The sequence below is a fragment of the Kitasatospora sp. P5_F3 genome (assembly GCF_054049135.1).
The window spans coordinates 60,481-77,519 of sequence record NZ_JBFUMY010000032.1; the positions used below are offsets into that span (position 1 = coordinate 60,481).

Annotated in this window: 15 protein-coding genes and 1 pseudogene; 7 read left to right on the forward strand and 9 right to left on the reverse strand. The window is 72.3% G+C overall.

Annotation, left to right across the window (positions count from 1 at the left end):
* Positions 1–5: 5 nt before the first annotated feature.
* From ACXJMZ_RS20415 to ACXJMZ_RS20430, 4 genes are all read right to left on the reverse strand, one after another.
* Complete coding sequence (locus tag ACXJMZ_RS20415) at positions 6–416, reverse strand: roadblock/LC7 domain-containing protein (RefSeq protein ID WP_457031493.1); 411 nt, start codon at positions 414–416, stop codon at positions 6–8.
* Entirely contained in the window at positions 413–2,812 is a 2,400-nt protein-coding gene (locus tag ACXJMZ_RS20420; protein ID WP_457031494.1) for a sensor histidine kinase, read from the reverse strand. The genes ACXJMZ_RS20415 and ACXJMZ_RS20420 overlap by 4 nt, the downstream gene beginning before the upstream one ends.
* 45 nt (positions 2,813–2,857) lie before the next feature.
* Positions 2,858–3,640 (reverse strand): MHYT domain-containing protein, encoded by a 783-nt coding sequence (locus tag ACXJMZ_RS20425; protein ID WP_457031589.1) that lies wholly within the window; start codon positions 3,638–3,640, stop codon positions 2,858–2,860.
* A 295-nt stretch (positions 3,641–3,935) separates the two neighbouring features.
* Positions 3,936–5,291 carry a cytochrome P450 gene (locus ACXJMZ_RS20430; protein WP_457031495.1) on the reverse strand — a complete coding sequence of 452 codons (1,356 nt, stop codon included), beginning with the start codon at positions 5,289–5,291 and terminating at the stop codon, positions 3,936–3,938.
* A gap of 211 nt (positions 5,292–5,502) precedes the next feature.
* Between ACXJMZ_RS20430 and modA the strand changes: the two genes are divergently transcribed.
* The 3 genes from modA to ACXJMZ_RS20445 are packed head-to-tail and all read left to right on the forward strand — an operon-like array spanning position 5,503 to position 8,181.
* The gene (modA, locus tag ACXJMZ_RS20435) at positions 5,503–6,300 is read left to right on the forward strand and encodes a molybdate ABC transporter substrate-binding protein (protein ID WP_457031496.1); all 798 of its coding nucleotides are present in this window, start codon (positions 5,503–5,505) and stop codon (positions 6,298–6,300) included.
* Complete coding sequence (locus ACXJMZ_RS20440; RefSeq protein WP_457031497.1) at positions 6,297–7,097, forward strand: ABC transporter permease; 801 nt, start codon at positions 6,297–6,299, stop codon at positions 7,095–7,097. Before modA ends, ACXJMZ_RS20440 begins: the two co-directional genes overlap by 4 nt.
* Positions 7,098–7,122: 25 nt before the next feature.
* On the forward strand, positions 7,123–8,181 hold the full coding sequence (locus tag ACXJMZ_RS20445; RefSeq protein ID WP_457031498.1) for an ABC transporter ATP-binding protein: 1,059 nt from the start codon (positions 7,123–7,125) through the stop codon (positions 8,179–8,181).
* A gap of 17 nt (positions 8,182–8,198) precedes the next feature.
* Here ACXJMZ_RS20445 and ACXJMZ_RS20450 read toward each other — a convergent pair whose 3' ends face one another.
* From ACXJMZ_RS20450 to ACXJMZ_RS20460, 3 genes are all read right to left on the reverse strand, one after another.
* Positions 8,199–9,248, reverse strand: coding sequence for a hypothetical protein (locus tag ACXJMZ_RS20450; RefSeq protein WP_457031499.1), 1,050 nt, complete (start codon positions 9,246–9,248; stop codon positions 8,199–8,201).
* A gap of 81 nt (positions 9,249–9,329) precedes the next feature.
* Positions 9,330–9,974 carry a response regulator gene (locus tag ACXJMZ_RS20455; protein WP_457031500.1) on the reverse strand — a complete coding sequence of 215 codons (645 nt, stop codon included), beginning with the start codon at positions 9,972–9,974 and terminating at the stop codon, positions 9,330–9,332.
* A complete protein-coding gene (locus tag ACXJMZ_RS20460) occupies positions 9,971–11,179 on the reverse strand; it encodes a histidine kinase (protein ID WP_457031501.1) in 1,209 nt (402 codons plus the stop codon). Before ACXJMZ_RS20460 ends, ACXJMZ_RS20455 begins: the two co-directional genes overlap by 4 nt.
* Positions 11,180–11,313: 134 nt before the next feature.
* Between ACXJMZ_RS20460 and ACXJMZ_RS20465 the strand changes: the two genes are divergently transcribed.
* Positions 11,314–12,222 (forward strand): ABC transporter ATP-binding protein, encoded by a 909-nt coding sequence (locus ACXJMZ_RS20465; protein WP_457031502.1) that lies wholly within the window; start codon positions 11,314–11,316, stop codon positions 12,220–12,222.
* On the forward strand, positions 12,219–12,956 hold the full coding sequence (locus ACXJMZ_RS20470) for an ABC transporter permease (protein ID WP_457031503.1): 738 nt from the start codon (positions 12,219–12,221) through the stop codon (positions 12,954–12,956). The genes ACXJMZ_RS20465 and ACXJMZ_RS20470 overlap by 4 nt, the downstream gene beginning before the upstream one ends.
* 21 nt (positions 12,957–12,977) lie before the next feature.
* Here the strand turns inward: ACXJMZ_RS20470 and ACXJMZ_RS20475 are convergent, their stop codons facing one another.
* Entirely contained in the window at positions 12,978–14,117 is a 1,140-nt protein-coding gene (locus ACXJMZ_RS20475; protein WP_457031504.1) for a PucR family transcriptional regulator, read from the reverse strand.
* An 87-nt stretch (positions 14,118–14,204) separates the two neighbouring features.
* Between ACXJMZ_RS20475 and ACXJMZ_RS20480 the strand changes: the two genes are divergently transcribed.
* Together ACXJMZ_RS20480 and ACXJMZ_RS20485 are read left to right on the forward strand one after the other, a co-directional pair.
* Positions 14,205–15,260 (forward strand): ferredoxin reductase, encoded by a 1,056-nt coding sequence (locus ACXJMZ_RS20480; RefSeq protein ID WP_457031505.1) that lies wholly within the window; start codon positions 14,205–14,207, stop codon positions 15,258–15,260.
* Positions 15,261–15,267: 7 nt separating this feature from the next.
* Positions 15,268–16,386, forward strand: coding sequence for a fatty acid desaturase family protein (locus tag ACXJMZ_RS20485; RefSeq protein WP_457031506.1), 1,119 nt, complete (start codon positions 15,268–15,270; stop codon positions 16,384–16,386).
* A 95-nt stretch (positions 16,387–16,481) separates the two neighbouring features.
* On the opposite strand, the pseudogene ACXJMZ_RS20490 reads toward ACXJMZ_RS20485, so the two are convergent.
* A pseudogene (locus ACXJMZ_RS20490) lies at positions 16,482–17,010 on the reverse strand (PP2C family protein-serine/threonine phosphatase); the annotation flags it as partial.
* Positions 17,011–17,039 lie beyond the last annotated feature (29 nt).

Below are 17,039 nucleotides of genomic sequence, written 5' to 3' on the forward strand. Positions count from 1 at the left end.
CGAGTTCACCTACCGACCGCGCTGCGCGGTGGCGTGTACAGGTGCTCGCCGACCCGGCGGACCAGCCGGGCCATCTCGTAGGCGATCAGCCCGAGGTCGGCGTCGGAGTTCGCGAACACGGCCAGGCAGGTGCCCTCCCCGGCCGCCGCGACGAACAGGAAGCCGTGCTCCAACTCGACCATGGTCTGCCGGACTTCACCCGCCTCGAAGTGCCGCCCCGCCCCCTTCGCCAGACTGTGGAAGCCGGAGGCGACGGCCGCCAGGTGCTCGCCGTCCTCCCGGCCGATGCCGGCCGAGGTGCCGATCGCCAGACCGTCGACGGAGAGCATCACGGCGAATCTGAGCTGGGCGACCCGGGAGACCAGCTCGTCGAGCAGCCAGTTGAACTCTCCCGAGCGCGGTGCGGGGCTGATCATCGGGGCTCTCCCTCGGTGGTGTTGACGGTCCGTTGGTCCTTGCCCCGGGCCCAGCCGCGCTGGTATGCGGACATCGCGGCGCGGGCCTCCTCCGGGTTGCGGCCGAACCGGGGCGGAGCGTCCGGGCGGGCCCGGGTCTGCGGGCGCTCCGGGGCCTCGCGCAGCTGCGGTGCAAGGCTGGCCTGCCGGACCCGGCGCGGCAGGTCGTCGTCCGACTCCGGACCGAGCGACGGCGGCATCCGGGGCGGCGGCGGTACGGGAGTCGGAGCAGTCGGGGCGACCGCCAGCCGGGGTGCCGGGAACGGGGTCGGCCGCAACAGTCCGGAGCCGAACACCTCCGGGACCGGCGGCGGGGCCGGCTCGGTCCGCTCGGCCTCGGGCGCCTCACGCCCCGAACGAGGGGTCTCCAACAGCGCGTTGGGCAGCAGCACGACCGCCGTGGTGCCGCCGTACGCGGAGGTCCGCAACGAGACCCGGACGTCCTGCCGGCGGGCCAGTCGGCTCACCACGAACAGGCCGAGCCGGTCGCTGTCGAACAGGTCGACCTGCTGGGCTGCCTCGATCCGCCGGTTCGCGTCGGCCAGCGCCTCCTGGCCCATCCCCAGGCCCCGGTCCTCGATCTCCAGCGCGTAGCCGTTGCCGACCTGCTCGCCCCGGATGTGCACCTTGGTGTGCGGGGGCGAGAACCCGGTGGCGTTCTCCACCAGTTCGGCCACCAGGTGGGTCAGGTCGGCGACCGCCTGCCCGGCCACGGCGGCGAACGGCAGCCGGTGCACCTCGACCCGGGCGTACTCCTCGACCTCGGAGACCGCGGCCCGCACCACGTCCATCAGCGGCACCGGGTTGCGCCAACCCCGGCCCGGGGCCGCCCCGGAGAGGATGATCAGGCCCTCGGCGTGCCGCCGCATGCGCGTCGTCAGGTGGTCCAGCCGGAACAGGTCCTCCAGCTCCTCGGGGTCCTCGGTACGCCGCTCCATGGTGTCCAGCAGGGTGAGCTGACGGTGCACCAGGACCTGGCTGCGCCGGGCCAGGTTGACGAAGACCCCGGAGACGCCGGAGAGCACCTCGGCCCGCTCGACCGCCGCCGTCACGGCCGCCCGCTGGACCGAGCCGAGCGCGCCGTGCACCTGCCCGATCTCGTCCTCGCCGTGCGGGCGCAGCGGCGCCTCGGTCTCCACGTCGATCTCCTCACCCGCGCGCAACCGCCGCATGGTGCCCGGGAGTTTGCGCCCGGCCAGCTCCAGCGCGGCGTTCCGCAGCGCGATCAGTTCGGTGACCAGGCCCCGGCCGATCTGCACCGAGATCAGCAGCGAGGCGACCACCGCGAGCAGGCCGAGCAGCACGGCGGCGCCGGAGCTGCTGAACAGCCCGAGCGCGTACGGGCGGGCCTGCGCGGCGGCGGCCGTACCGGCGTTGGTCTCCACCGTGCGCAGGGTGCGGGCGACGTTGTCGGCGGCCACCGACCACTGCTCGGCGCTCACCGCGTCCACCGCGCCCCGGCCGTCCGCGGCGGAGCGGACGGCGTCCTCGTACCGGAGCAGCGCGCGGTGGTCGGTGCCGTTGACCACCGCGAGCAGCGCGGTGCGGTCCACCGGGCGCAGGTCGGGCGCCGCGGTCTGCTCGAACAGCCGGCGGGCGTAGACGACGGCGGCGAACTCGGCGCGCTGGCCGTCCAGCAGCGTCCCCGCGCGCTGCCCGGTGCGCAGCAACGCGTCCTCCCTGGCCAGCAGTTCGCGGGAGCGGGCGAACTCGAGCAGCACCCGGCCGTCCGAGGCGACCCGGTGGTCCTGCAGCCCGGTGGTCGCGCCGGTCACCTCGAGGGCGCGGTCGATCGCGGCGGTGTAGGCGGCATAGGTCTCGGCCCAGCTGACGGAACGTTCCGTCACCCGGTGGCGCAGCTCGGCCAGACCGCTGACGGCCGCCCCCAGCGCGTCCACCCGGTCGGCCGCCTCGGCGCCGAGCCCCCGGGCGTCGGCCCGGTTGTAGCCGGTCCCGATCCCGAGCGGTGCGACCGCCCGGTCGGTGGCCTCGGCGGCCTCCCGGAGCACCGCCTCCCGGCCGACCCCCGGTGCGGCCAACTGCTGTCCTGCGGCGACCCGTTCGGCCTGCAGGCCGGTCACGGTGGCGGCCACCGGGTCGAGCAGCTCGCTGTGCACCTCCTGGAGCCGCAGCAGGTCCCAGATCTGCTGCGCGGTGGTAACGGTGGCGAAGGACCAGAGGGCCATCACGGAGACCACCGGGACCATCAGCAGAGCGACGATCCTGGCGCGGACGGTGCGGGGGCGCAGCCGCCGCAGCAGCGCGTGCGCGGCGGGTCGTTGGGCGGCGGTGGCCTCCCGGGCGGTGGCCTCGTGAGTGGCGGCCTCCCGGGCGGGCGGGCCCGCGTGGGTTCCCATGTGGTCAGGGCCCTTTCGGTGGAGTGTGGTGGACGGTGGCCGCGGTCAGGCCGCCCGGTCGAGCTCCTCGATCGCCAGCTGGCCCGCCTCGCGGTACGCGGCGCGCTCCTGGGCGGTCGGCGACAGCGCGACGAAGGCGGAGGTCAGGAACAGGAAGGAGCCCAGCCCGACCGCCAGCGGGAAGATGAACTGCATCGGCGTCGCCCCGCCCAACTCCACCCGGGACGGGTGCAGCTCGACCTGGACGGCGGCCATCCCGGTGTAGTGCATACAGCTCACCGCGACACCCATCACCAGCGAGGCGGCCGCGGCGGCGTACAGGTTGCGGATGGTGACGGCGGCCCAGAGCGCGGCCGTCGCCGCGCCGACCGCGATCAGCACCGAGAGCGCCACCGTGCCGAAGTCGTAGGCGATCACGCCGTGCAGGCGGACGGCCGCCATGCCGAGGTAGTGCATGGCAGCCACCCCGACCCCGGTGATCAGGCCGCCGAGCAGCAGCGAGCGCCCCCGGTGCCGCCCGTACGCCACGGCGAACACGCCGAGCCCGACCACCAGGACGGCGACCAGCAGGCTCAGGATGGTGAGCGGCACGTTGTAGCGCAGCTCGGTGCCGTCCACGGTGAAGCCGAACATCGCGACGAAGTGCATGGTCCAGATGCCCGAACCGATCGCGGCGGCGGCGGTGATCAGCCAGTTCCGCCGGGACGGGCCGGTGGCGGAGAGCGCGCGTAGGGTGCAGCGCAGACCGAGCGCGGCGCCGACGCAGGCCATCACGTACGAGATGGCCGGGGTCGGCCAGCCGAAGCTGAAGTGGTCCAGGTGTCCCATCGGGCCTCCGAACGACTCGGACAGCTGCCACTCGGACATATGCCAGTCGCCTGTGCGATTTCGGATTTCGGATGCGCCGGACGCTACCGAGTGATCACTGGCAGTTACGCGAAGATGTGAAAAGCAGCCCACGCCGGGGCTCGAATGTGCTGCACTGGAGCGGGTGTTGTGCGCCCGGCGCACGACTGACCGCCCCTCATGACCACATGCGGACAGCCCGGCCGAGTCACCCCGACCGGGTCGTCCTGCACCGTGAAGCCGCACCCCCCCGGAGTGGGGCCACCCCGTTCAGCGGCTAACGGCGGGTCAGCCTGATCCGGACCGGACCGGCCGCCTCCAGCGTGATGCCGTGGGTCAGCGGCACCTCGCGGGCGTCCAGCGCCTCCACCTCGAAGGCCCGCAGCACACCGGCCAGGCCGAGCACCGACTCCAGCATCGAGAAGTGCTGACCGATGCAGGCCCGCGGCCCACCGCCGAACGGGAACCAGGCGTACCGGTGCCGGGCGGCCTCCGCCTCCGGGGCGAAGCGCTCGGGGTCGAAGCTCTCCGGGTCCTTCCAGTGCGCGGCGTGCCGGTGCACCACGTACGGGGCGACCATCACGTTGGCCCCGGCCGGGATCACGGTGTCGCCGATCACGCTCTCCGCGACCGCGAGGCGGCCGATCACCGGCGCGGCCGGGTAGAGCCGCATCGCCTCCTTGAGCACCATGGTCAGGTACGGCAGCTCGTTGTAGTCGGCGGCGGTCGGCCGGTGCCCGTCGGCGAACACCGCGTCCAGCTCCTCGCGGACCCGGCGCTGCACCTCGGGGTGGTGGCCGAGCAGGTGCAGGGCGAAGGTCAGCGAGGTGGCGGTGGTCTCGTGGCCGGCCAGCAGGAAGATCAGCACCTGCTCGCGCAGCTCGGTCGGGTCCAGCTGCGCGCCGTCCTCGTCCCGGGCGGCGGCCAGCAGGCCGAGCAGGTCCTCGGCCTGGGCAGCGGCCGTGCCGCGCGACGCGATGATGGTGTCGCAGACCGCGAACAGGGCCTGCTCGGCGGCGGCCGCCTGCTTGTTGGTCGGCGTCGGCCAGCTGCGCGGGATGCGCTTGGGCTGGAAGCCACGGGCGGTGACGTAGTGGTTGATCACCGGGAAGTGCAGCCGGACCGAGTCCAGCGCGGCCTCCAGGTCGGCGCCGAACAGGATCCGGGCCACCGCGCGCAGCGCGTACCGGGACATCTCGTCCACCGCGTCCACCGTGCCGCTCGGCTCGGCAGCCCAGCGCTCGACCATCAGCTCGGTCTCGGCCGCGATCGCCTCGGCGTAGCCGTCCACCCGACGGCGGGTGAAGAGCGGCTGGATCAGCCGGCGCTGGCGCTGGTAGTCGGCGTCCTGGGAGGTCAGCAGGCCGTTGCCGAAGCTCTGCCGGATCTCCTCGTAGAAGGTGTTCTCCTTGCGGAAGTTGGCCGCCTGGGTGGCCAGCACCTGCTGCGCCCCCTCCGGCGAGTAGATGCCGAAGAGCTCCACCCGCAGCCCGGGCGGCCCGGCGGTGAACCGCACCACGTCGCCGTACTCCCGCTGGGCACTCAGGTAGGTGCCCAGCGGGTCGCGCTTCAGGTCGAGCATCGAGCCCAGCAGCGGCACACCGGCCGGGCCCGGTATCTGAGTGGTCGGCAAGAGAACCCCCTGGTCACTGAAGACTCGTACGTGTCCCACCAAGCTAGCTGACCCCTCGTCAGCACAGAAGGGCCGGAATGTCCCGTTGGTCGCTTCGCACATGCTGGCCTGTTCCAGCCTTCACCCTGGCCCGTGCGATGAGACAGGGGATTTTCTGCCCGTACGTGCGGCACTATGATCGCCTCACCGGAAGTAAGAGGGGACCACCCGCATGTCCATCACCGTCCGCCGCACCGCCCTCGCCGCCACCGCACTCGCGCTGGCCGCCGGGCTGACCGCGTGCAGCAGCTCCGACTCCCCCTCCGCGTCCCCCTCGGTCTCCGGTGCCCCCAAGCTCTCCGGCACGGTCACCGTCTTCGCCGCCGCCTCGCTGAAGGAGAGCTTCACCGAGCTGGGCAAGAAGTTCGAGACCGCCTACCCGGGCGTCACCGTGAAGTTCAACTTCGGCGGCAGCTCCGCACTGGCCCAGAGCATCGTCTCGGGCGCCCCTGCCGACGTGTTCGCGGCGGCCAGTCCGGCGACCATGAAGACCGTCACCGACGCCAAGGCGGCGGCCGACTCCAAGGTCTTCGTCCGCAACTCCCTCACCATCGCGGTGCCCAAGGGCAACCCCAAGCACATCGCCGCACTCAAGGACCTGGCGGGCGCCGGGCTCAAGGTCGCGCTCTGCGCCAAGGAGGTGCCGTGCGGCGCCGCCGCCGTCACCGCGCTCAAGGCGGGCGAGGTCAACCTCACCCCGGTCACCCTGGAGCAGGACGTCAAGGGCGCGCTGACCAAGGTCGAGCTCGGCGAGGTGGACGCCTCGCTCGTGTACAAGACCGATGTGATCGCCGATGCTGCGAAGATCGACGGCGTGGACTTCCCCGAGGCCGCCAAGGCCGTCAACGACTACCCGATCGCCGCGCTGACCAAGGCTCCCAACGCAGACGGTGCCGCCGCCTTCGCCGCCTACATCCAGTCCGCCGACGCCCGCCGGGTGCTCACCGCGGCGGGCTTCCAGACGCCGTGACACCCGCACGGCCCGCGCACCGGCGGGCGCCGTTCGCGCTCCTGCTGCCCGCCCTGCTCGGCCTCGCCTTCCTGGTGCTGCCGCTGGTCGGGCTGCTGATCCGGGCCCCGTGGAGTGATCTGCCCGCGCAGCTCACCAGCCCCGAGGTCTGGGAGGCGCTGCGGCTCTCGCTGGTCTGCGCGACGGCGGCCACCGCGCTGTCGCTGGTGCTCGGGGTGCCGCTGGCCTGGCTGCTGGCCAGAACGGAGTTCCCCGGGCGCCGGCTGGTCCGGGCACTGGTCACCCTGCCGCTGGTGCTGCCGCCGGTGGTCGGCGGAGTGGCCCTGCTGCTGATGCTCGGCCGCAACGGCATCGCCGGGCGGTGGCTGGACTCGGCCTTCGGGATCACCCTGCCGTTCCACACCTCGGGGGTGGTGCTGGCCGAGGCGTTCGTCGCGATGCCGTTCCTGGTGATCAGCGTCGAGGGCGCCCTGCGGGCCGCCGATCCCCGGTACGAGGAGGCAGCCGCCACCCTCGGCGCCTCCCGGCTGACCGCGTTCCGCCGGGTCACCCTGCCGCTGATCGCCCCGGGCATCGCGGCCGGCTCGGTACTCGCCTGGGCCCGCGCACTGGGCGAGTTCGGCGCCACCATCACCTTCGCGGGCAACTTCCCTGGCCAGACCCAGACCATGCCGCTGGCGGTCTACCTGGCGATGGAGTCCGATCCGGAGGCGGCGATCGCGCTCAGCCTGGTGCTGCTCGCGGTCTCCATCACCGTGCTGGCCGGCCTGCGCGGCCGGTGGATGTCCGGCCCGTGATCACGCACACACCCGGAGCGCCCCGATGAGCAGCTCGCTCGATGCCCGCCTGGTGGTCGAACGTACCGGCCACGCCACCCGCTCGGGCTTCCGGCTCGACCTCGAACTGCGGGCCGCACCCGGCGAGGTGATCGCCCTGCTCGGCCCGAACGGCGCGGGCAAGTCCACCGCCCTCCGGGCGCTGGCCGGGCTGCTCCCGCTGACAGACGGTCACCTCCGGCTCGACGGCGTCACCCTCGAGGACCCCGGTACGGGCGTGCACACGCCCGCCGAGGGACGGCCGGTCGGCGTGGTGTTCCAGGACTACCTGCTCTTCCCGCACCTGTCCGCCCTGGACAACGTCGCTTTCGGGCCGCGCTGCCGGGGCCTGGGCCGGCGCGCCTCGCGGGAGGCCGCGCTGCCCTGGCTGAAGCGGATGGGCCTGGCCGAGCACGCCCAGGCCCGGCCCGGCGCGCTCTCCGGCGGCCAGGCCCAGCGGGTCGCGCTGGCCCGCGCGCTCGCCGTGCACCCCCGGCTGCTGCTGCTGGACGAGCCGCTCGCCGCGCTGGACGCCCGCACCCGACTGGACGTCCGATCCCAACTCCGGCGCCACCTCCGCGAGTTCGAGGCGGTCGCGGTGCTGGTCACGCACGACCCGCTGGACGCCATGGTGCTCGCCGACCGGCTGGTGGTGATCGAGGACGGCCGCGAGGTCCAGTCCGGCACCCCGGCCGAGATCGCCCGGCACCCGCGCACCGACTACATCGCCCGGCTGGTCGGCCTCAACCTCTACCAGGGCACCGCCACCGGACACACCGTCACCCTCCCGGACGGCGGCCCGGCGCTCACCACCACCGAGGACCTGACCGGCCCCGCCTTCGTGGCCTTCCCGCCCGCCGCCGTCACGTTGCACCGCACCCGGCCCGACTCCAGCGCCCGCAACGTCTGGCAGCTGGAGGTGGCCGGACTCGACCTGCACGGCGACCAGGTCCGGGTCGACCTGACCGGTCCGCTGCCGATGGCCGCCGACCTGACCCCGGCCGCCGCCGCCGAACTCGACCTCGCACCGGGCAGCCTGGTCTGGGCCGCCGTCGACCTGACCTGACCTGACCTGACCCAGCGTCAGCGCCGCAGGCGGCGACCGGCCAGTACCAGCACGACGCCCGTACCGGCGAGCAGGACCGCTGCCAGCGGCCCGCCCCAACCCGGTCCGCCGGTCTCGGGCAGGCCACCACCACCGCCACCGCTACCGCCGTCCGGCGGCGGGACCGGGGCGGGCGACGTGCCGCTCGGGGACGGACTCGGCGCCACGCTCTCCGTCGGGGTCACGCTCGGGCTCGGGCTCGGCGTAGGAGTCGGCGTCGGAGTCGGCGTCGGGGTGGGGGTCGGCGTCGGAGTTGGCGTCGGGGTGGGGGTCGGCGTCGGAGTTGGCGTGGGCGTAGGCGTAGGCGTAGCGGCGTCGCAACGCGCATGCACCTCGCCCAGCCGCAGCGCCGAGATCTCGCCCTGGTAGACCTGACTGCCCCCGGTGTCGTTGAGCGTGCCGGAGACCTGGATGTCGAGCCACGCCTCCGCCGTCGCCTGCTGGGTCTGGGCCACCGGGTCCTGATGTGGTGTCACCACCACGGTGAGCGTGCTGGCGCCGATGGTCGGCACGTCCAGGTCGGCCCCGGTGATCGCCAGCGTCGTGGTGCCGACCGGCACCACCTGGCCGAGCACGGTGATCTGGCCACCGTTGGTCCGGTTGTACGCCAGCGCGAACGGACCGATCGGCGGCGGCACGCACTCCGCGTACGAGTCGAGCGCCGCCACCCCACTGCCACCGGTCGACCGGAGCTCGACCAGCTGCTTGGTCCGGAAGTGCACCACCAGATCGGTGAGCTGGGCCTGCCCGTAGTACTTGGAGTCCGCCGCGTCGGTCCGCACCACCTGGGTCGCGATGGTGACCAGGTTCAGCACCCCGTCCGGGTCGCTGAAGTCACCGCTGTCGGTGTCGCCGATCGCGGTGCTGTCGGCCTCCCCGTACGTCCCGGAGAAGGCGTCGAGACCGATCGCGGGCACCGACTGGTTCCGCAGCTGCACCAGCTGCGAGCTGGCCAGCGCGTCCGGCGCGACCACGGCCGGCGGCCCGGTCAGCGCGAGCGAACCGAGACCGGCCGACAGCACGGCCAAACAGCTCAGCACTACGGTATGGCGTCTCATACGGACAAGAAGTAACAGCTGATCAGCGGAAAACCCGGCAGCCCGCGCGCGTCAACGAGGTACGAACCCTGACTCGTACGCCGCGATCACCGCCTGGGTCCGGTCCCGCGCGCCGAGCTTCCCGAGCACGCTGCTGACGTGGGTCTTCACCGTCTGGACGCCGAGGAAGAGCTGCTCGGCGATCTCGCCGTTGGAAAGCCCCTGGGCCACCAGCCGCAGCACCTCCGCCTCACGCTCCGTCAGCCCGGCCCTGGCCATCGCCTGCTCGGCGGGCCGGTTCGCCCGCTCGGCGGCCAGCCGCCGGATCGCGGCCGGGAACAGCAGCGACTCCCCCGCCGCGACCAGCCGCACCGCGTGCGCGATCTCGGCCGGGCGGGAGCGCTTGAGCAGGAAGCCGTCGGCGCCCGCCCGCAGTGCCTCGTAGACGTAGTCGTCGTTCTCGAAGGTGGTGACCACCAGGATCTTCGGCGGGTCGGCGCTGGCCGCCAGGATCGCCTTGGTCGCGGTCAGGCCGTCCACCTCGGGCATCCTGACGTCCATCAGCACCACGTCCGGCCGCAGCGTACGGGCCAGCGTCATCGCCTCCGCACCGTCCGCCGCCTCGCCCACCACCCGCAGGTCGCCCTGCGCCTCCAGCACGGCCCGCAGCCCGGCCCGGACCAGCTCCTCGTCGTCCACCAGCAGGATGTCGATCATGAGCCCAACCGTAGTGGCAGCCGGACGGTGAGCACCCAGTCCTCTCCCTGCCAACCAGCGGTCGCCTCGCCGCCCAGCAGCGCGGCCCGCTCCCGGATGCCGCGCACGCCCTTGCCACCGCCCCGACGCGAACCACCCCCGTCAGCACTCCCGTTGGCGCAGCAGAGCTCCAACTGACCGTCCCGGACGGCGATCCGGGCCACGAGGGGAGCGCCGGGCGCGTGCTTGAGCGCGTTGGTCACCGCCTCCTGGACGATCCGGTACGTCTCCCGGGACAGCACCCCGGGCAGCGAGCCGACCGGGATCTCCACCGTGGCCTCGACGGCGTGGCCCGCCGCCCGGGCGGTCTCGAACAGGCCCGGCAGCTGCTCCACACCCGGCTGCTCCACGGCGGTCGCCTCGGGGGTGTCCCGGAGCAGCACCAGGGTCCGTTCCAGATCGTCCATCGCCCGCCGGCCGGTCTCCTCGATCACCTCCAACGCCTTGGCCACGAAGGCCGGATCGGCCACCTCCCGGGCCGCCCCGGCCTGCAGCACGGTGACCGTCAGCGCGTGGCCGATCGAGTCGTGCAGCTCCCTGGCCAGCCGGTTGCGTTCCAGTAGGCGTTCGGCCCGCAGCTCCGCCTCGGCCAGCCGCTCACTCGGCGAGGCACCCAACAGCCGTACCGCCATGGCCAGTTGCAGCCGACCGGCCAGCACGCCGAACCAGCCCAGCACGAACGCCAGTACGGGGAGGACCAGCGGGTAGGCCAGCAGCGGCCCCCCGGAGGGAAGTTGCCACCCGAACAGCACGGGAGCCCGACCGTGGAACGGCTCGACACCCAGCGACCAGAGAGCGGTCAGGGTGTGCACGGTGGTGAAGCCGACCACCGTGCCGAGCGCGACCCGGCCGATCAGCCAGCCCGCCGTCCGCCGCCGGTCGGCCCAGCCGGTCGAGGCGGTGACCCCGATCAGCTCCTCCCGGTCGGGCATCAGCAGCAGCCGGGCCTGCACACCCTCGGCCCTGCGGGTGGCGGGCACCAGGGCGAAGAGCGTCAGCAGTGCGGAGTCCAGCAGCACACTGGCCGTCAGGATCCGCCGCAGGCCGACACCCTCGGTGCCCGGGTAGACCAGCAGCACCACCCCGACGAAGACCACGCCGATCAGCAGGTGCAGCCACCTGGCGTAGGTGGCCGCGGCGAACAGTGGCGCAAAGATCTTGGACATCCCGCCATCGTGCCAGCTCACCGCCGACCACCGACTCCCTCTCAGGAGGGAGCCCGTCCACTCCCGGGCGGGATCCCCCGGACGCCCGGCCCGGCTGGAATGGATCACGTCAGCAAGCACACCGGGAGGAAGCCGTGATCCGAGTACAGGACCTCAGCAAGAGCTACGGGGAGACCCGGGCGGTGGACGGGCTCAGCTTCGAGGTACGCCCAGGCACCGTCACCGGCTTCCTCGGCCCGAACGGGGCGGGCAAGACCACCACCATGCGGATGATCCTCGGACTGGACCGGCCGACCGCCGGCCAGGCCCTGGTCAACGGCACGCCGTACGCCGAACTGGCCGACCCGCTGCGGCAGGTGGGCGCGCTGCTGGACGCCCACGCCGTGCACGGCGGCCGGACCGCCCGGGGCCACCTGCTCTGCCTGGCTCGCAGCAACGGCATCCCGGACCGCCGGGTGGCGGAGGTGCTGGCCCAGGTCGGCCTGGCCGAGGTGGCCCGCAGGCGGGTGAAGGGCTTCTCGCTCGGGATGCGCCAGCGGCTCGGGGTGGCGGCGGCGCTGCTCGGCGACCCGCCGGTGCTGCTGCTCGACGAGCCGGTGAACGGCCTCGACCCCGAGGGCATCCGGTGGATCAGGACCCTGCTGCGCGGCCTGGCCGCCGAGGGGCGGGCGGTGCTGGTCTCCTCGCACCTGATGTCCGAGATGGCCCTGACGGCGGATCACCTGGTGGTGATCGGCCGGGGCCGGCTGCTGGCGGACGCGAGTACGGCGGACTTCATCGCCGAGCACGGCCGCCCGCGCCTGCGGGTCAGGGCGGTGGACCCGGACAAGCTCAGCCGACTGCTGACCGGTTCGGAGCTGACCGCCGAACCGGTGGACGGCGGCGCCTGGGAGGTCACCGGCGTGACCGGCGAGGAGTTCGCCCGGCTCGCCGCGGAGCACCGGGTGGTGCTGTACGAGATCGCGGCTCAACAGGACTCTCTGGAGGAGGCTTTCATGCGGATGACGGCGGACAGCGTGGAGTACCGGGCGGTGGCGGCATGACCACCGTGACCGTGCTCCGCTCCGAGTGGACCAAGTTCACCACCCTGCGCTCGCAGTGGTTCACCCCGCTGCTGTCCGTACTGCTCAGCGTCGGCCTCACGCTGGCCGTCCACCTGGCCTACGGGGACATCGACCCGTCGCTGACCGAGGACCCGACCATCGGGATCTACTACGGCTTCAACTTCGGTCAGGTGCCGCTCGCCTGCTTCGGCGTCCTGCTGCTCGGCCAGGAGTACAACTCCGGCACCGTCCGCAGCTCGCTCACCGCCGTCCCCCGGCGGGGCCTGCTGTACGGCGGCAAACTCCTGCTCGGGACCGGCGTCGGTCTGCTGGTCGGCCTGGTCGGCACGGCCGGGAGCCTGCTCGCGGTGGACGACGTGATCGGTGTCGACTTCGGTGCCCCCGGCATGGTCCGCAGCATCGTCGTCGGAGTGCTGTACTGCCCACTGCTGGTGCTGTTCTGCCTCGGCGTCACCGCGATGCTGCGCAACCTCACCGCCGCAATGGGTCTGCTCGCCCCGATGGTCTTCCTCGGCACCGTCATGCTGGCCGCCATCCCGGGAGTGCGCGCCGTCGCCCAGTTCCTGCCGGACCGGGCCGGCCAGTACGCCTTCCGGCTGGAAGCCGACCCGGACGTCTGGTTCGGCCACTGGACCGGCCTGCTGATCATGGCGGCCTGGGCCGCCCTGGCCCTGTACGGCGGCTGGCGGTCCCTCAGCCGCAAGGACGTCTGACGGGGACGGTCGAAGTGCGCGTCAGCTGCCCCGAAGACCCACCGCCAGGGTCAGTTCAAGGACCCGGTGTGGCGAGGCGAGATCCGGAAACAGCTCCCGCAGCTGCGACATCCGGTACCGGACGGTCTGAGGATGGACGAACAACGCCGCCGCCACCTCGTCCCGCCTGCCCTGGTGCAGCAGCCACTCCCGCAACGTCTCCTCCAGCCGCCGTGCGGTCGCCGCAGGCACGGTCCGCAACGGCGCGAGGGCTCGGGTACGCAGGTCTGCGAACGCGTCCATGTCGGCGCTCAGCACCAGCTCGGGCAGGTGGTCCTCGGTGTCGCGAATCTCGGCGGAGAGGGAGCGCGCGCGGACGGCTCGTGCGTACGAGGCGGACGCACGAGTCCATGGCCGGGCCGGGCCGACCACGGCGGTGCGGTCGGTCAGCTGCCGCAGGAGGCGTGGCCGGTCGGCATCGGGGACGAGCAGCACACCGGTGGCGTCCGGCAGATCGTCGAGGACGAGGGTGCCCGGGTCGAGCGCGCGGTAGGCAGGCCGGGCCTGGGCGGCGGGCAGCAGGACCGCGGTCAGCGAAACCGGGGGCTGCCACCCGGCCCGTTGCACCGAGGCCAGCAGCACGTCCGGGCTCGCGCCGGCGAGGAGGTCGCGGGCCAGGTGTTCCAGGTGGCGCTCGTGAGCCCTGCCCCGGGCGGCCAGTTCGTCGGCGTGGCCCGCGGCGCTCGCGGCGGAGAGCTCGTCGATGTAGGCGAAGGTCAGCTCGGCGAACTTGGCGACCCCGGCGGCGGGCAGACCTGCTGGTACGGCACCCGCTGCCAGGCATCGCCAGGCCACGCGGGCGCCGACGCGGTAGGCGCTGAGCAGGGCGTCCATCGAACGGCCGTCGCGCACCTCGCCGCGGCCCAGCTCGTAGGCTGCGTCACCGGCGTCGCCACCCGTGGCGTTCCCGCTCGCGAGGTCCAGGTAGTGCCCCAGGGCGGTGCGGACAGCTTGGCGGATGGTGCCGCCCATGCGGCCCGAAAGGGCGTTGGCGTAGGGAGGGACCTCGGCGATGACCGCCTCGACGACCTCGTCGGCGGTGGCCGTCAGCGCGGCCCGAAGCACGGTGACCGTCGTCTCGTCCAGGACCAGCTCGCCGGCCCTCCGGATTGCATGGCTCACGTTCTTGTTCCCTGCGAACAATTCTGCCGATCAGATTTACGTCCTACGGTCAGGACTTTACGCCCTGAGGCGCAGCAAGCTGGAGTCATGACGAGTGCAGCCCTCCGCAGCAGGGCGTGGAAACTGCTGGAGATGGTCACGACGCCGCTGCTGCCGTCGGACTACCTCGACCTGGTCAGCCCGCTGCGTGCGGGCGCCGACCTGCGTGGGCGCATCGAGGCCGTGCATCCCGAGACGGGTGACGCCGCGACCGTCGTGATCAGGCCGGGACGGGGCTGGCGCGGCCACACGGCCGGTCAGTACGTGCGGATCGGGGTCGACGTCGACGGGAGGCGCCTGTGGCGTGCCTACTCCATCACCTCACCGACAGACCGTCAGGACGGCCGCATCACGATCACCGTGAAGGCGATCCCGGACGGCAAGGTCAGCAATCATCTCGTCCACCGGGCGACACCGGGCGCGCTGATCCAGCTCGACCAGCCGACCGGTGACTTCGTGCTGCCGCATGCCAAGCCCGCCAAGGTGCTCTACCTGACGGCCGGCAGCGGCATCACGCCCGTGATGGGCATGCTGCGCGACATCGAGTTCGACGACGTCGTCATGGTCCACTGCGCGCCGCAGCCGCAAGACGTGATCTTCCGCAACGAACTGCACGGCCTGGTCGCGGACAAGAAGCTGCGCCTCACCGAGGTGCACACCGACTCGGACGGCAGGCTCGACATCGCCCGTCTCGGCGAACTCGTGCCCGACTGGGCCGAGCGCGAGACCTGGGCCTGCGGGCCCGGCGGCCTGCTCGACGCCGCAGAGGAGCACTGGACCGAGCACGGCGTCCAGGAGCGTCTGCACACCGAACGCTTCCGCCCCCGCATCGTCGTCGCCGGCGACGGCGGCGAGGTCACGTTCAGCGCCACCGGCAAGACCGTCGACGCGGACGGCGCCACGCCGTTGCTGGACATCGGCGAGGAGGCCGGCGTGCTCATGCCCTCCGGATGCCGCATGGGCATCTGCTTCGGCTGCGTCACGCCGCTCAAGGCGGGCGCCGTCCGCGACCTGCGCACCGGCGAGATCACCGAGGCCGAGCCGGGCGTCCTCATCCAGACCTGCGTGTCCGCCGCGGCGGGCCCCTGCGACATCGAACGGTAGGAGCGCCTTGACCGCCATCGACCCCACCGCCCACCTGACTGCGGAGCAGATCGAGGAGCTCGGCCGCGAGCTGGACGCGATCCGCGACGAGGTGATCGCCGACCGCGGCGAGAAGGACGCCGCCTACATCCGCAAGGTCATCTCGGCGCAGCGCAAGCTCGAGCTGGCCAGCAGGGGCGTGCTGCTGTTCTCGATCTTCCCGCCCGCGTGGCTGCTCGGCACCGCCGGCCTGTCCGTGGCGAAGATCATGGACAACATGGAGATCGGCCACAACGTCCTGCACGGCCAGTGGGACTGGATGCGGGACCCGAAGATCCACTCCACCACCTGGGAGTGGGATCACGTCTCGCCGGCCGAGCAGTGGAAGCACTCGCACAACGAGCTGCACCACACGTACACCAACGTGATCGGCAAGGACAACGACCTCGGCTACGGCATCATGCGCGTCGACGAGGACCAGAAGTGGCACCCGTTCCACCTCGGCCAGCCGCTGTGGAACTTCATCAACGCCTGCTTCTTCGAGTACGGCATCGCAGCGTACGACCTGGAGCTTGCCAAGAACCTGCAGAAGCGCCGCCGCAGGAACCCGGAGTTCCGCGCGCGGGCCAAGGCCGTGGGCCGCAAGATCCGCAAGCAGGTGCTCAAGGACTACGTGATCCACCCGCTGCTGTCGGGCCCGTCGTTCCTCACCACGCTCGCCGCCACGTTCACCGCGAACCTGGTCCGCAACATCTGGACCCACTCGGTGATCATGTGCGGGCACTTCCCCGAGGGCGTACAGGTCTTCGAACGCCAGTCGGTCAAGGGCGAGACGCGCGGCCAGTGGTACCTGCGCCAGATGATGGGCTCGGCGAACATCAGCGGCAGCAGGGCCATGCACTTCATGACGGGCAACCTGTCCCACCAGATCGAGCATCACCTGTTCCCGGACCTGCCGAGCAACCGGTACGCCGAAGTCGCGGTGAAGGTGCGTGCGCTGTTCGAGAAGTACGAGCTGGAGTACGTCACCGGGCCGCTGCCCAAGCAGGTGTTCTCCGCGTGGCACAAGGTCTTCCGGCTCTCGCTGCCGAACAAGAAGCCCAAGGTCAAGACACCGGCCCGCGAGAACGAGCTCGTCGCGGCCTGACTCCCGGGGGCGATCTCCCTGTCCCGGGGCCCTGCACCCCAACCGCACCGGTCGCGATCTCCAGGCCGAGCCGGTCGCACAAAAGATCAAGGACCTCACGAGCGGGGACGTCGTGTGTCGTCAGGTCCTGGCCGGGTGGTATCGGCTTGGGGGCCGTGCCAGTCCAGGCACAGGACGGTGGCGTCGTCTCTGACGTTGCCTCCGCAGGCGATGGTGACGGCGTCGACCAGGGCGCTGACGACCTCGCGGGGGTGGTTGGTGGAGGTGTCGAGGATGAGCCGAGACAGGTCGACCCTTTCCACTTGGCGTTCCTGCATGCCGTCGGTGTGCAGCAGGAGGCGGTCGCCGGGGCGCAGGTCAAGATCCTGGACGCGGTAGGGGCCCTGGCCGTGAACGCCGAAGGGCAGGTTCGCGGGGGGCGGAGTTCTCCACCACTCCGTCGCGCAGGCGTAACGGCCGGGGGTGGCCGGCGTTGACGAGCTGGGCGCCACTGCCGTCGAGGGCGATGCGCAGGAGCTGGCCGGTGGCGAGGGTCTGGCGGCCGTGGTCGAGGAGGGCCTGGTGGGTCTGGCGGGCCTGTTCGGCGAGGTCTTCTCCGGCGCGGCGTGCGCCGCGGGAGGCGTTGGCGCCACGTCAGCCTTCATGGACCCGAA

Excerpts from the sequence above, each read along its gene's own strand:
- ACXJMZ_RS20415 (WP_457031493.1), bottom strand. The coding sequence starts at position 416 with ATGATCAGCCCCGCACCGCGCTCGGGAGAGTTCAACTGGCTGCTCGAC.
- ACXJMZ_RS20420 (WP_457031494.1), bottom strand. The coding sequence starts at position 2,812 with ATGGGAACCCACGCGGGCCCGCCCGCCCGGGAGGCCGCCACTCACGAG.
- ACXJMZ_RS20425 (WP_457031589.1), bottom strand. The coding sequence starts at position 3,640 with ATGGGACACCTGGACCACTTCAGCTTCGGCTGGCCGACCCCGGCCATC.
- modA (WP_457031496.1), top strand. The coding sequence starts at position 5,503 with ATGTCCATCACCGTCCGCCGCACCGCCCTCGCCGCCACCGCACTCGCG.
- ACXJMZ_RS20445 (WP_457031498.1), top strand. The coding sequence starts at position 7,123 with ATGAGCAGCTCGCTCGATGCCCGCCTGGTGGTCGAACGTACCGGCCAC.
- ACXJMZ_RS20455 (WP_457031500.1), bottom strand. The coding sequence starts at position 9,974 with ATGATCGACATCCTGCTGGTGGACGACGAGGAGCTGGTCCGGGCCGGG.
- ACXJMZ_RS20460 (WP_457031501.1), bottom strand. The coding sequence starts at position 11,179 with ATGTCCAAGATCTTTGCGCCACTGTTCGCCGCGGCCACCTACGCCAGG.
- ACXJMZ_RS20470 (WP_457031503.1), top strand. The coding sequence starts at position 12,219 with ATGACCACCGTGACCGTGCTCCGCTCCGAGTGGACCAAGTTCACCACC.
- ACXJMZ_RS20480 (WP_457031505.1), top strand. The coding sequence starts at position 14,205 with ATGACGAGTGCAGCCCTCCGCAGCAGGGCGTGGAAACTGCTGGAGATG.